The 13,236-nt window shown below is 73.2% G+C and carries 10 protein-coding genes; 8 read left to right on the top strand and 2 right to left on the bottom strand.

Translation table 11 applies throughout. The features are described 5' to 3' along the window. Positions 1-8: 8 nt before the first annotated feature. Complete coding sequence (locus tag PATMI_RS0104260; protein ID WP_026909982.1) at positions 9-1,019, bottom strand: NADP-dependent oxidoreductase; 1,011 nt, start codon at positions 1,017-1,019, stop codon at positions 9-11. After that, positions 1,016-4,975 carry a DEAD/DEAH box helicase gene (locus PATMI_RS0104255; protein WP_169738324.1) on the bottom strand — a complete coding sequence of 1,320 codons (3,960 nt, stop codon included), beginning with the start codon at positions 4,973-4,975 and terminating at the stop codon, positions 1,016-1,018. The genes PATMI_RS0104260 and PATMI_RS0104255 overlap by 4 nt, the downstream gene beginning before the upstream one ends. A gap of 228 nt (positions 4,976-5,203) precedes the next feature. On the opposite strand from PATMI_RS0104255, the gene PATMI_RS0104250 reads away from it, so the two are divergent. The 8 genes from PATMI_RS0104250 to PATMI_RS0104215 all read left to right on the top strand — a co-directional run bounded on the left by PATMI_RS0104250 (position 5,204) and on the right by PATMI_RS0104215 (position 13,095). After that, positions 5,204-5,905 (top strand): TlpA family protein disulfide reductase, encoded by a 702-nt coding sequence (locus PATMI_RS0104250; protein ID WP_026909980.1) that lies wholly within the window; start codon positions 5,204-5,206, stop codon positions 5,903-5,905. Then, on the top strand, positions 5,902-6,429 hold the full coding sequence (locus PATMI_RS27280; protein ID WP_051471036.1) for a GNAT family N-acetyltransferase: 528 nt from the start codon (positions 5,902-5,904) through the stop codon (positions 6,427-6,429). The genes PATMI_RS0104250 and PATMI_RS27280 overlap by 4 nt, the downstream gene beginning before the upstream one ends. After that, positions 6,426-7,364, top strand: coding sequence for an AEC family transporter (locus PATMI_RS0104240; protein WP_026909979.1), 939 nt, complete (start codon positions 6,426-6,428; stop codon positions 7,362-7,364). Before PATMI_RS27280 ends, PATMI_RS0104240 begins: the two co-directional genes overlap by 4 nt. Further along, positions 7,364-7,795, top strand: coding sequence for a D-aminoacyl-tRNA deacylase (gene dtd, locus PATMI_RS0104235; protein ID WP_026909978.1), 432 nt, complete (start codon positions 7,364-7,366; stop codon positions 7,793-7,795). Before PATMI_RS0104240 ends, dtd begins: the two co-directional genes overlap by 1 nt. Positions 7,796-8,022: 227 nt before the next feature. Continuing rightward, positions 8,023-9,003, top strand: a complete 981-nt coding sequence (locus PATMI_RS0104230; protein WP_036725213.1) for an ABC transporter permease — start codon at positions 8,023-8,025, stop codon at positions 9,001-9,003. 39 nt (positions 9,004-9,042) lie between these two features. Then, positions 9,043-10,854: an ABC transporter substrate-binding protein gene (locus PATMI_RS0104225; protein ID WP_084269650.1), complete on the top strand. Its 1,812-nt coding sequence runs from the start codon at positions 9,043-9,045 to the stop codon at positions 10,852-10,854. A 64-nt stretch (positions 10,855-10,918) separates the two neighbouring features. Then, complete coding sequence (locus tag PATMI_RS0104220; protein WP_245604076.1) at positions 10,919-12,028, top strand: ABC transporter permease; 1,110 nt, start codon at positions 10,919-10,921, stop codon at positions 12,026-12,028. Further along, entirely contained in the window at positions 12,025-13,095 is a 1,071-nt protein-coding gene (locus PATMI_RS0104215; RefSeq protein WP_026909974.1) for an ABC transporter ATP-binding protein, read from the top strand. The genes PATMI_RS0104220 and PATMI_RS0104215 overlap by 4 nt, the downstream gene beginning before the upstream one ends. The last annotated feature ends 141 nt before the right edge of the window (positions 13,096-13,236 follow it).

Genomic DNA, 13,236 nt, shown 5'->3' with positions numbered 1-13,236 from the left:
GGGTGGGCTCAGCCGGCGATGCGGACGAGCATCTTGCCGGTGTTCTTCCCGGCGAGCAGGTCGCGCATGGCGTCGGGGGCGTGCTCGAGCCCCTCGACGACGGTCTCCTCGTACCGGAGGTGCCCGTCGCGGATCCAGCCGGCGGCGCGCTGCACGAACTCGTCCCGCAGGTCGTAGTGGTCGAGGACGAGGAAGCCCTGGATCGTGCCGCGGGTCTGGATCAGCCGCGCGAGGTTGCGCGGGCCCGCCGGGGGCTCGGTCGCGTTGTACTGCGAGATCATCCCGCAGACCGCGATCCGCCCGTTCATCCGGAGCGCGCCGATCGCGACCTCGAGGTGCTCGCCCCCGACGTTCTCGAAGTCGATGTCGATCCCGTCCGGCGCATGCTCTTTCAGCTGCTTCCGGATCCGGCCGGCCTTGTGGTCGATGCAGGCGTCGAAGCCGAGGTCCTCGACGACGTGGCGGACCTTCTCGGGACCGCCCGCGCTGCCGATCACCTTCGACGCGCCCAGCTGTCGCGCCATCTGCCCGACCGCCGAGCCGACCGCTCCGGCGGCCGCGGAGACGAGGACGACGTCGCCCTCGCGGATCCGCGCGACCGCCGTGAGGCCGGCGTACGCGGTCAGTCCCGGCATGCCGAGGATGCCGAGGTACGCCTGCTCGGGCGCGACCGACGCGTCCACCGGCGCGGTCCTCCGGGCCGGGAGCACCGCGAGCTCGCGCCAGCCGAGGCCGTGGAGGACGAGGTCGCCCACCGCGCGGTCCGGCGCGTTCGACGCGACGACCTCGCCGACGGCGCCGCCCTCCATCGGGTGCCCGATCCGGAACGGCGGGGCGTAGGACGGGCGGTCGTCCATCCGGCCCCGCATCGCGGGATCGACGCTCATCCAGCGGTTGCGGACGAGGACCTCGCCGTCGCCCGGATCCGGGACCTCGGTCTCCACCAGCGAGAAGACCTCCGGGCCGGGCACCCCGACGGGGCGCTGGGCCAGGTGGATCTCGCGGCTCTGGTGGGTCACGGGGTGTCGTCGTCCTTCGGGGTCGTGCGGCGTCGCGTCGCGGGCTTCTTCGGCGCCTCGTCGGAGGCCGCGGCCTTCGCGGCGCGGGCGCGCGTCGTGCCGGTGGTGGTCTTCGCGGAGGTCGCCTTCGCCGCGGCGGTCTTCGCCGCGGGCTTCTTCGCGGCCGTCGTCCTCGGCTTCGCCGCGGTCTTGGCGGGCGCCTTCTTCGCGGCGGTCGTCCGGGGTCTCGAGGCGGCCTTCGTCGCGGTGGCGGGAGTGGCCGCGGCGTCCGCTGCGGCGGCCTTCGTCGTGCGGCGGGCGGGCGTCTTCTTCGCGGGGGCGGCGTCGTCGGCCGCTGCGGTGGCCTTCGTCGTGCGGCGGGCGGGCGCCTTCTTGGCGGGGGCGTCGTCGTCGGTCGACGCGGCGGCCTTCGTCGTCCGGCGGGCCGGGGCCTTCTTCACCGGCGCGACGTCGTCGGCCGCTGCGGCGGCCTTCGTCGTCCGGCGGGCCGGCGTCTTCTTCGCGGGGGCCGCGTCGTCGGTCGTCGCGTCGGCTGTGGCGGCCTTCGTCGTCCGGCGGGCCGGGGCCTTCTTCGCGGGGGCCGCGTCGTCGGCCGTCGCGTCAGCCGTCGTCGCGCGGCGGGCCGGGGCCTGCTTCACGGACGCCGCGTCGTCGTCCGACGGCGCCACGGCGGCCGCCGCGGCGCTGCGGCGCGTCCGCGCGGGCTTCGGGGCGGCGGTGTCCGCGGCGGACGGTGCGTCGGCCGCGTCGATGACGGCCTCGGACCCGCTCGTCGCGCCCTCGGCGGCCGCGGCCCGCCGGGCCCGCCGGCTGGGGCGGGGGGCATCGTCGGCCTGCGTGGCGTCGACGGCGCCGATCGTCGGGGCCTCGGCCTCTGCGGAGGCCCGGGCGGCGGCCTTCTGCCCGCGGATACGGCGGCGGACCGGGGCCTCCCCGGCGTCGTCGGACGCGGTCGCGTCCGAGGGGCCGCCGTCGTGGGCGCCGTCGGACCGCTGCTGGTCCGCATCGCCCCGCGCGGGGCGACCGCCGTCCGGCTGCTGCTCGTCCTGACCGCCGCCGTCCGGCTCCTGCCCGTTCTGTCCGCCCTGACCACCGTTCTGGCCGCCACCGCCACCGCCACCGCGCCGGCGTCCGCGTGAGCGACCGCGCCGCGAGCGGCTGCGGCGGGAGCCGCCGCCCTGGCCCTGCTGGCCGCCGGTCTGGCCGCCACCCTCGAAGGTCGCGGCCTCGAACTCGGGCTCGGCGCCGACGGCCACGGGCTGTCGGTCGCCCTCGGCGGACGCCTCGGCGTCCGGGGCCTGCCCGTTGCCGTGCTGCCCGTTGCCGTTCTGGCCGTTCTGGGCCTGGTCGCCCCCGCCGTTCTTCTTCTTGTTGCGCGAGCGCTTCTTGCGCCGCTTGCCGCTCGGGAAGTCCTTGAGGAGGTCGCGGGACAGCGCGCCGGGCTTGCGGGCCAGGCGGGTGCGGGCCTCGCGCAGGACCTCCTCGGCCTCCGGCGTGTGGGCGACCGCGGCGGCCAGGAGCGCGGCCTGCAGCCGGCGGTCGTGCTGACGCGCCGCGTGGACGAGCCGGCGGGCGTTGCGGGCGTGCGCGGCGCCCGAGGAGTTCACGAGCAGCCCGAGCAGGTGCTTCGTGGCCGGCCAGCGCTGGGCGGCGTACTCCTCGTGCATGTCGCGCGTGTACTCGGCGAGACGCCAGATCCAGGCGGTCGCCTGCTCACGGCGACCGATGCGCCGGTCCGCCATCGCCTGCAGGAGGACGCGGGAGGCCTCGCGGCGCTCCTCACGCGGCCACTGGCCGACGAAGTCGATCGCGGTGTCGAACGGTTCGGCCTCGCGGAGGACGGCGATCTCCTGGATCGCGCGCATGCGGAGCTGCTGGTTGCGGTTGCGCTCCAGGGCGGTGATGAGGAACTGCCTGCGGAGCTCGCCCGAGCGGTCGAAGTTCAGCATCGCGCGGCCGCGGCGCCAGTTCGTCGGCGACGCCTTCGCGCCGGCGAGGGCGGCCCAGATGCGCTGCTCGCCCCAGTCGAGCTGCTCGACGGCGATCCGCCACAGCTCGCGCTCGAAGACCTGCCGCCGGCGCTCGATGTCGGGCGTGACGGGGAGGACGCGGCGCTCGACCTTGACGCGGCGACCGCGGCCCCGACGGACGGGGCCGACGACGATCGCGCCGCCGCGGTAGACGTCGCGGTCCAGCAGCGAGTGCAGCGTGACGACCGGGTCGTCGTTGCCCGTCGCGGGGTGGACGAAGTCGATGACGACGCCCGCCTCCTTGCCCGGGTGACGACGGGTGACGCGGCCGACGCGCTGCTGGTAGATGCGCTTGGACGCCGTCGGCGCCAGGTGCATGCAGATGGTCGCGCGCGGGGAGTTCCAGCCCTCGGCCAGGAGCTGCGCGTTGACGAGGACGTCGATCTCGCCGGCCTCGTAGTCGGCGAGGATCTTCGCGAGCTCGCGCTTGGGGGTCTCGCCCGAGACGGCCTCGGCCTTCATGTCCATCGCGCGGAACGACTCGGCGACGTTGTAGGCGTGCTGGACGCCGGCGGTGTAGACGACGCCCGGGGTGTTGCGGAAGCGCGTCTTGTAGAGGTCGGCGATCGCGAGGTTGAAGGGCGCCTGGTCGAGCAGCTTGGCGAGCTCGTCCTGGTCGAACTCCATGTCGACCTCGCCCTTGCGCAGCGGCACCTTCGCGATGGTGCGGACGCCGGGACCGGGTGGGATCCGCAGCGAGCGCAGCGGCGCGATGACGCCACGGCGGGCGGCCTGCGCGAGGTCGAAGCGCGAGGTCTGCGTCGGGAAGAGGTCGGTGACGTGCCGGGCGATCAGCGCGCCCGTGGCCGTCATGCCGATGAAGATCGGGCCCGTCCACGCGCGGATCGTGGCCGAGGTCTTCTCGCCCAGCGCCGTGTGGGCCTCGTCGCAGATGACGACGGTGTAGGCGCCCGAGATCTGGCCGGCGTTGCGGACGAACCACTGGTACGTCTCGATCGTGACCGGGCCGCCCGCCGCCGGGTCGAAGTCCCCGGTGTCGATGTCGGCGTCGCCGAGCAGGGGCTTGGAGAGCCGCGCGCCGTAGCCGCGGGTCTGGAGCTCGTCGATGAACTGGTCGACGAGGTTGCGGCGGTGGGTGAGGATCAGGACGCCGCCGGTGCGGCAGGCCTCGACGAAGCCCATCGCGGCGACCGTCTTGCCGGCACCCGTGGCGTGCTCGAACCAGAAGCGCTTGTGCGCGTTGGGGTCGTCGAGGACGGCGGCGTCGACGTCCTCGTCGACGTCCTCGTCCTGTTCGTCGTCGTAGAGCGCCGACTCGTTCTCGGGCTCCGCGTCGGGGAGGTCCTCGAGCTCGTCCTCGAGGGACGCCATGCCGCCCTGGGCGTCGTCGTCCTCGTCGTCCTCCTCCGGGGCGGCGGCGACGGCGGCGAACTCGCCGGTGTCGCCCGTCGGCGCGTCGTCGGGCTCCTCGGCGTCGAGCTCGTCCTCCGGGTCGTCCTCCTCGACGGGGGCGACCTGCGGCGGCGGCTCGTCGTGGACGGTCGGCTCGTCGTCCTCGAACGACAGGAGCAGGGCGTCGCCGTCGCTCGCGCCGATGCCGCGGGTCCGCCGCTGGGCGTCCGCGAGGAGCGCCGCGTACGTGCCGGACAGGGCGTCGATCTGGTGCGGGTTGAGCGTCGTCCCGTCCGCGAGCACCGGGGTCTCGGTGTGCAGCGCGCGGTCGAGGCCCAGGAGCAGCGACCAGCGGCGGCGCCACTTCTGCGAGGGGACCGTCCCGCCGGCGTCGAGCTCGGCGCGGGCGAACTCGAACGCGTGGCGCCGGATGGTCCCCGGTGCGAGGACGTCGTCCGCCGACTCGCCGTCGCACACGAACGGCTCGTGCGCAAACGCGGCGACCCTGGCGATGTCCGCCGGATCGGGGATCGAGGTGGCCTCGGAGACCACGACGGAGGGTCGTTGCGCCATGAAGGGCAGGAAGCGGGAACGGGAGGTTCTCGGGGCAGCACCGGACCGCGGGAACGGCCGGTCGCCGACGAGGCGGGACTGCGGGGGACCGGGAGAGGGACGGGTCGGTCCCTCTCGTGCAGACGCCCGCATCGTACCTGAATCACACGACGCGACGCCCACCCCGTCGGCGGCACCCGGACGAGGGTCGCGCGGGGCGGGCGTGTCGCTGTGGCACCCTTCGGACGGATGGCCCGTCTGCGCACCCACCGCCGTGCCCTCGCGGCCGGCCTCGCGGGCGTCGTGATCGCGATCGCCCTGGTGATCGGGCTGGCCCAGAGCGACACCGGCGCGACCACGCCGGAGCACGTCCCGACGCTCGCGGAGGCCCGCGCGGACGTGGCCGGCGCGCCGCCCGCGATCGCCCGCCTGTACGCCGGGGACGTCCCCGGCGCCACCGCCGACGGGGCCGCGTCCGGCGGCGTCCCGGTGCTCGACCTCGGGCGCGACGTCGACCGCGGCCGCGACCGCTTCCGCGCGCTGCTCCGGGGCCTGCGCGGCCGCCCGGTGCTGATCAACGTCTGGTTCCCGCAGTGCGCGCCGTGCGTCCGTGAGTTCCCGGTCCTGCGGGCGGCGGCGTCGCGCTACGGGAAGGACGTCGCCTTCCTCGGGCTGATCTCGGAGGGCTCCCGCGCCTCCGTCGACGCGTTCCTGCGGAAGCAGCCCACGGTCTACCCGCACGTGATCGACCGCGGCAAGCGCATCGAGCGCGGCGACCTGCAGGCCGGGCTCTCGTTCCCGAACACCGTCCTGATCGACCGGGACGGCCGGATCGTCGACGTGCGCCCGGCCGAGTACGGCAGCGTCGCAGACGTCGAGCGCGACCTCGCGCGGCTCGGCGTGACGTCGCGGACGACCGGCACCGCGCCGACCGGAGGGTCCGCCCGGTGATCGGCACCGACACCCCGATCGCGATCCGCTGGGTCCGCGACGCCCGCGACCTGCGCCAGGCCAAGGCGCTCCGCCTGCGCGTGTTCTGCGACGAGCAGGGCGTCCCGCGCGAGGCCGAGGTCGACGCCTACGACGACGTCGCCCGGCACGCGATCGCCGTCGCCCCGGACGGCGCGGTCGTCGGGACCCTGCGCCTGATGTCGAGCGGGCCGCTCGTGAAGGTCGGTCGCGTGGCCGTCGACCGGGCGTGGCGCGGCCGCGGGATCGCCAGCGAGCTCCTGGACCGGGCGATGGAGTACGCCCAGGGAATCCGGGCGGAGGAGCTCCGGCTCGCGGCCCAGGTCGCCGCCGAGGGTCTCTACCGGAAGGCCGGCTACCGCCCCGTCGGCCGGCCGTTCACCGAGGCCGGCATCGAGCACGTCTGGATGGTCCGCGAGGTGGTGCCGCCCCGCCGTCGCCGGCTCGGCCGGCCCGCCCGGCGCGACCGTGCCGACGTCCCACCGGGAACGGACCCCGGGGCGTGAGCCTCCCCGTCCTCGTCGCCGTGATGATCGCTGCGACGCTGGCCGGGATCGGCGCCGAGCGCCGCTGGCACGACACCGTCGAGCGTCGTTCACGCGACACCATGGGCCTGCTCCTGACGTGGGTGCTGCCGCCCGTCTACCTCGTCCTCGTCTCGCGTCTGCACGTCGACCTGACGCTGATCTCGGGACTGCTCACCGGGTTCGTGGCGATGGGGACGGTCGGCGTGCTCGCCTGGTTCGTCGCCGCGCGGGTGCTGCACCTCCCGCGCGCGACGGTCGGGGCGGTCGTACTGGCCGTGATCGTCACGAACACCGGGTACTTCGGCCTGCCGCTCGTGCGCACCGTGCTCGGGGGCCACGAGCTCGGTCCCGCCGTCGCGTGGGACAGCCTCGTCGGGCAGCCGACCCTGTTCGTGGGCGCGTTCGCCGTCGGCGCCGCGTTCGGCACCGGCGGGGCGGTCGGCGAGCCCACCGGCGCGGGACGGCTGGTGGCGTTCCTGAAGAACCCGCTGCTCTGGGCGTCGCTGGCCGGCCTCGCGATCCCGGGGGACGCCCCGGACTGGGCGGGCGACGTCGCCCAGGTGATCGTCGTCGCGGTGCTGCCCGTCGGCTTCTTCGTCGTCGGCGTCCAGCTCTCCGCGCAGGGCGAGGGCGGGTCGATCCTGCGCGACGCCCGCGGGCGCCTGATCCCGCCCGAGGTCGGGGTCGTGATCGTCCTGCGGCTGCTCGTCGCACCACTGATCGTGGTCGTCGCGTCGGTCGTGGCGCTCGACCTGCCGCCCGGGATGCTCCTCCAGGCCGCGGCGCCGTCGGGGCTCAACGGGATGCTCGTCGCGCACCGCTTCGGCCTCGACTTCCGGCCCGTCGCGGCGTCGATCGTGTGGACCACGGCGATCATGACCGTCGGCGTCCTCGTCGTGACGGCGGTCGGCTGATGCGCGCCCTCGTGCAACGCGTCACCGAGGCGTCGGTCGTGGTCGACGGCGAGGAGGTCGCGGCGATCGGGCCCGGGCTCCTGATCCTCCTCGGGGTCGCGCGCACCGACGACGAGGACGTCTGCGACCGCGTCGCCGACAAGGTCGCGGCGCTCCGGATCTTCGTCGACGCCGACGGGCGGATGGCCGAGCCGCTCGGGGACCGCGAGGTGCTCTGCGTCAGCCAGTTCACGCTCTACGGCGACGTCCGCAAGGGGACCCGCCCGTCGTGGTCGCAAGCGGCCCCGGGCGACCACGCCCGCCCCCTGTACGAGCGCTTTTGCGCCAACTTGCACGCGAAGATGGGCGTCTTCGGGGCCGACATGGCCGTTCACAGCGTGAACGATGGGCCGGTCACGCTGCTGGTCGAGCGCGACGCTCCGACCACCTGAGCGGGAGCACCTGCGACAGAGCGTCCGGCCCGTTCCGCAGAGCCGCGCGGACGGCGTATCGGCGGGCTTCCGACTGTCGCCGGATCGCGCATTCCGGTGCCCGCGAAGTTCCCCCCGACCGGTGGGGGGATGTGGCAAGGTGGTGAACGTCGCACGGCGCCCCGGGGACCTCATCCCCTGCTGCGCGACCCATACGCCGTCCGTTTCTCCCCCGGAAACCGCGCACCTTGAGCACCCCCATCACGGCCGATCCCGGCCAGCCACCGGTCGTTCCCCTGACCGACGACGACGCCGCGTCCGCGGACGTCGCACGTTCCCAGCGCCAGATCCTCTGGGGCCGGCTGAAGCGCGACAAGGTCGCGCTCGTCAGCCTCGGCCTGATCGGCGTCCTCGTGCTGGTCGCGATCCTCGCGCCGCTGCTCGTGCAGGTCCTCGGGCTGCCGTCACCGGACTTCCAGGACGGGCAGGCCGTCAACGAGGGCGGCGAGCCCCTCGGGCCGAACAGCATCAACCCGTTCGGGGTCGACCAGCTCGGCCGCGACGTCGCCAGCCGCGTGATCTACGGCGCCCGGGTGTCGCTCTCCGTCGCGCTCCTGTCGACCGCGATCTCGGTGACGCTCGGCACCCTCGTCGGCGTGCTGGCCGGGTACTTCCGCGGCTGGGTCGACGCGATCGTCTCGCGCCTCCTCGACGTCCTCCTGGCGTTCCCGATCCTGATGCTCGGCATCGGCCTCGCCTCGGCCTGCAGCATCGGCAGCGGCTGTCTCGGCGGGCTGATCACCCCGGGCGTCCCGGTCGTGGTCATCATCATCGCGATCGCGGGCTTCCCGTTCATCGCCCGCATCGTGCGCGGGCAGGTGCTGTCGCTGCGCGAGGAGGAGTTCGTCCTCGCCGCGCGCTCCATCGGCGCGTCGCACACGCGGATCATGCTGCGCCACCTGGTGCCGAACCTCGTGGCGCCGATCATCGTCTACTCGACCGTCCTCGTCCCGCAGAACATCCTGTTCGAGGCGTCCCTCTCGTTCCTCGGCGTCGGCGTCCAGGACCCCACATCCAGCTGGGGTCAGATGCTCGGCGACGCGTCCAAGAACACCGACCAGTGGTGGTTCATGCTCTTCCCGGGCCTGGCCCTGCTGCTCACCGTCCTGGCCTTCAACCTCCTCGGTGACGGGCTCCAGGACGCACTGAACCCCCGGAAGCGCCGGTAGGTCCGGCGCCTTCGATCCCCCCGAAAAGCAGGAGTTCCCATGCATCCCACGGTTCGACGACTGTCGGCGCTCGGTACGGCCGGCGCGCTCGCAGTAGGCCTCGCCGCCTGTGGCGGCGGCGACAACAACGGGCGCCGCGCGAGCGCCGGTGCGCTCTCGGTGGCCGCGGCCAACAAGGTGAGCGGTCCCGCCCTCGTCAAGGACGGCACGTACTACAACGGCATCCCCGACCCGGCGGCCAAGAAGGGCGGCGCGCTGAAGGTGATCTCGACCGAGGGCTTCCAGCACCTCGACCCGGGGACCGCGTACTTCCAGGGCGACTACAACATCACGTCGGTCGTCCACCGCCAGCTCTACACCTACGACCCGGCCGACAGCTCGAAGGTCATCCCGGACATCGCCTCGGGCGACCCGGTGGTCTCCGCGGACGGGAAGACCGTGACGGTCAAGATCCGCCCGAACATCAAGTACGCGCCGGCGGTCGGCGGCACCGTGAAGGCCGACGACGTCAAGTACGCGATCGAGCGCGGCAAGGCCGCCTCGGTCGCCAACGGCTACATCACGTCGTACTTCGGTGACGTCGTCGGCATGGAGAAGGCGACCGGCGGCAAGGTCGCGGGCATCGAGACCCCGGACGACCAGACGATCGTCTTCAAGCTCGACAAGCCGTCGGGAGCCACGCTCGCCAAGGCGCTGGTCCTGCCGCTGAGCTCCCCGATCCCGCGGGCCTACGCGGAGTCGAAGGACAAGAAGACGCCGAACCCGTTCGACCAGGACCCGACGAAGCAGGCGTTCACGGGTCCGTACATGATCAAGAGCTACGAGGCCGGCCGCGAGCTGAAGCTCGTGCGCAACCCGAACTGGGGCGGCAAGGCGGCGGGCGACCCGCGCCCCGCGTACGTCGACACGATCGACGTCGCCATCGGCGGCGACTCCTCGGTCAACGCGCGACAGGTCCAGAACACGAAGAACACCATCAGCATCGATCCCGCCCCGAAGGACGCGGTCGCGCGCTACAAGACCCAGTCGCCGAAGCAGATCACCTTCAGTGCGCTGGGCAACCGCTACATCGCGCTGAACACGAAGAAGAAGCCGTTCTCGGACCTCAACGTCCGCAAGGCCGCGGCCGCGGTGCTCGACCGTCAGTCGATGCGCAAGCAGCGCGGTGGCGACCTCGTCGGCGAGATCGCGACGCACTTCCTGTTCCCGGGCTCGCCGGGCTTCGACGAGGCCGGTGGCGAGGCCGGCACGGGCGCTGACTTCCTGAAGTCCGCCAGCGGCGACCTCGAGCTCGCGAAGTCGTACCTGAAGAAGGCCGGCTTCAAGGACGGGATGTACACCGGTCCGGCCGTGACGTTCGTCGGCGACACCGAGTCGCCCGGTCGTGAGACCACCCAGGTGGCGAAGAACAGCCTGGCCAAGATCGGCATCAAGGTGAACGTCAAGAGCGTCCAGCACACCGCGATGTACCAGAAGTTCTGCCAGGTCGTGAAGTCGATGCAGACCATCGACGGCTGCCCGAACTTCGGCTGGCTGCCGGACTTCGTGGACGCCGGCCCGATGCTCTCGCCGGTCTTCACCCAGAAGGGCATCCAGCCGACGAACATGAACAACCCGTCGCTGTTCGCCGATCCGAAGATCGACGCCGAGGTCGACAAGGGCCTGCGGACCGCTGACGAGGCGCAGCGGAACCAGATCCTCGGCCAGGCGGACAAGGACATCACCGACCAGGTCCCGGCGATCCCGTGGCTCTGGGACACCCAGGCGAACATCCAGGGCCCGAACGTCCACGGCGTGATCGCGTCCTGGAACTCGGTCTGGGACCTCGCCTACACCTCGCTGGGCAGCTAGTCCCCCCACCCGCATCGCCGCGGTCCGGGGCCCCACGGCCCCGGACCGCCGAGGCACCCTTCCGATGACACGTCTGCTCGCTCCCGTCGTGCGCCTCCTCGCGCGCCTCCTCGCCCCCGTCGCGGCCCTCTGGGACCGGTTCGCCCGCACGCTCCCGGGCCGCGTGGTCGTCCGCGTGTTCGGCCCGACCGTCCGGAGACTGGTCTCGCCGACGGCGCGCTACATCTACCGCCGTCTGGTGTGGATGGTCTTCCTGCTGCTCGTCGTGAGCATGCTGGCGTTCCTCATCTTCTACGCGCTCCCGTCCGGCGACCCCGCCGCGCAGCGCGCCGGCAAGGGCGCGGACCAGGCGCAGATCGACCGCGTGAAGCACACGCTGTTCCTCGACCGGCCGATCTACGAGCAGTACTTCCACTACATCAAGCAGATCGTCCTGCACTTCGACTTCGGCTTCAGCTACGACACGAACGCCGACGTCGCGCACGCCATCACGTCGCGCCTGCCGGCGACGATCTCGCTCGCCGCCGGTGCTGCGGTGATCTGGCTGATCGTCGGCGTCCTGATCGGCATCCTCTCGGCGCTGCGCCCGCGCAGCTTCTTCGACCGCCTCGTCATGGGTGGTGCGCTGCTCGGCATCTCCGCGCCGGTCTACTGGCTGGCGCTCGTGGCGCTCGCCCTGTTCTCCCAGAGCTACGGGGTGATCCACCTGATCCCGGACACCGGGGCCTACCGGCCGCTGACCGAGGACCCCGGGGCGTGGTTCACGTCGCTGATCGTCCCCTGGTGCATCCTCGCGCTCTCGTTCGCGGCGATCTACGCCCGGCTGATGCGCGCGAACCTGCTCGAGGTCCTCGACCAGGACTACCTCCGCACCGCCGAGGCGAAGGGCCTGTCCCGGAGGCGGGTCGTCGTCCGCCACGGCGTGCGGTCCGCGATCACCCCGATCGTCACCGCGTTCGGCCTCGACCTCGGCATCCTGCTCGGCGGCGCCGTCCTCACGGAGTCGGTGTTCAACATCCCGGGGATCGGGCGCCTGTCCTACGACGCGATCGTCGCCAGCAACCTGCCGGTCATCCAGGGCACGGTGCTCTTCGCGGCGTTCTTCATCATCGCCGCGAACATCCTCGTCGACATCGTCTACGCCCTGATCGACCCCCGCGTGAGGCTCGCATGACCGACCCGCTGCTCGACGTCCGGGACCTCCGCGTCACGATCCCCACCGAGGACGGCGACGTCCACGCCGTCTCCGGCGTGAGCTTCGCCGTCGAGCCGGGCAAGGTGCTCGGCGTCGTCGGGGAGTCCGGCTCCGGCAAGTCGGTGACGATGCTCTCCCTGATGGGCCTGATGCGGCGCGCCGGGGCCCGCGTGACGGGCGAGGTCCGCTTCGGCGGCACCGACCTCGTCACCGCCGACGACCGGACGCTGCGCCGGCTGCGCGGCGACGACGTCGCGATGATCTTCCAGGACCCGCTGTCGTCCCTGCACCCCTTCTACCGGGTCGGATCGCAGATCACCGAGGGCATCCGGGCGCACCGCGACGTCTCGCGGAAGCAGGCGAAGGAGCGGGCGATCGAGCTGCTCGGGCTCGTCGGCATCCCGCGGCCGCACCAGCGGGTCGACGACTACCCGCACGAGTTCTCCGGTGGCATGCGCCAGCGCGTGATGATCGCGATGGCGCTGGCCAACGACCCGAAGCTCCTGATCGCCGACGAGCCGACGACCGCGCTCGACGTCACCGTCCAGGCCCAGATCCTGGCGCTGCTGCAGCGCCTGCAGGCCGAGCTCGGGATGGCCGTCGTGATGATCACCCACGACCTCGGCGTCGTGGCGGAGATCGCCGACGACATCGCCGTGATGTACGCCGGCCGCATCGTCGAGCGCGCACCGGTGAAGACCCTCTTCCGGCAGCCGCGCCACCCGTACACGTGGGGGCTCCTGCGCTCGATCCCGCGGCTCGACCTGCCGCGCGACGTCGACCTCGTGCCGATCGAGGGCCGGCCGCCGAGCCTGATCCACCCGACGGGGCGCTGCGCGTTCCAGCCCCGGTGCGCCTACGCCGCGCGGTGCTGCGGCACCGAGGACCCGGCGCTCACGCCGGTCGGGTCCGATCCCGAGCACCTGGTGCGCTGCGACATGGACGAGGAGCAGGGCACCCGCATCTGGAGCGCGCTCGCCGCCGGCGAGTCGCCCGAGCAGGCCGCGCTCGCCGCGGGCGTCCCGACGACGGGGACGGCCGCATGAGCCCCGAGCAGCCGACGCCCGGCGAGCCGGATCCGGCCGCGACGCCCCCGGAGGCCGCGACGACGTCCGACGCCGCACCGGCCGCCGGGTCCGTCGGCGGCACCGGTCCGCAGTCCGACGTCCCGGCCCCGGCCCCGGCCC

It is taken from the genome of Patulibacter minatonensis DSM 18081 (assembly GCF_000519325.1).
GTDB lineage: Bacteria > Actinomycetota > Thermoleophilia > Solirubrobacterales > Solirubrobacteraceae > Patulibacter > Patulibacter minatonensis.
Note: the sequence above shows the minus strand (reverse complement) of the source record. Positions and strands in the feature narration are given on the sequence as shown.

Coding starts and splice junctions, on each gene's coding strand:
- PATMI_RS0104250 (WP_026909980.1), top strand. CDS start 5,204: ATGGCCCGTCTGCGCACCCACCGCCGTGCCCTCGCGGCCGGCCTCGCG.
- dtd (WP_026909978.1), top strand. CDS start 7,364: ATGCGCGCCCTCGTGCAACGCGTCACCGAGGCGTCGGTCGTGGTCGAC.
- PATMI_RS0104220 (WP_245604076.1), top strand. CDS start 10,919: ATGACACGTCTGCTCGCTCCCGTCGTGCGCCTCCTCGCGCGCCTCCTC.
- PATMI_RS0104255 (WP_169738324.1), bottom strand. CDS start 4,975: ATGGCGCAACGACCCTCCGTCGTGGTCTCCGAGGCCACCTCGATCCCC.
- PATMI_RS0104225 (WP_084269650.1), top strand. CDS start 9,043: ATGCATCCCACGGTTCGACGACTGTCGGCGCTCGGTACGGCCGGCGCG.
- PATMI_RS0104215 (WP_026909974.1), top strand. CDS start 12,025: ATGACCGACCCGCTGCTCGACGTCCGGGACCTCCGCGTCACGATCCCC.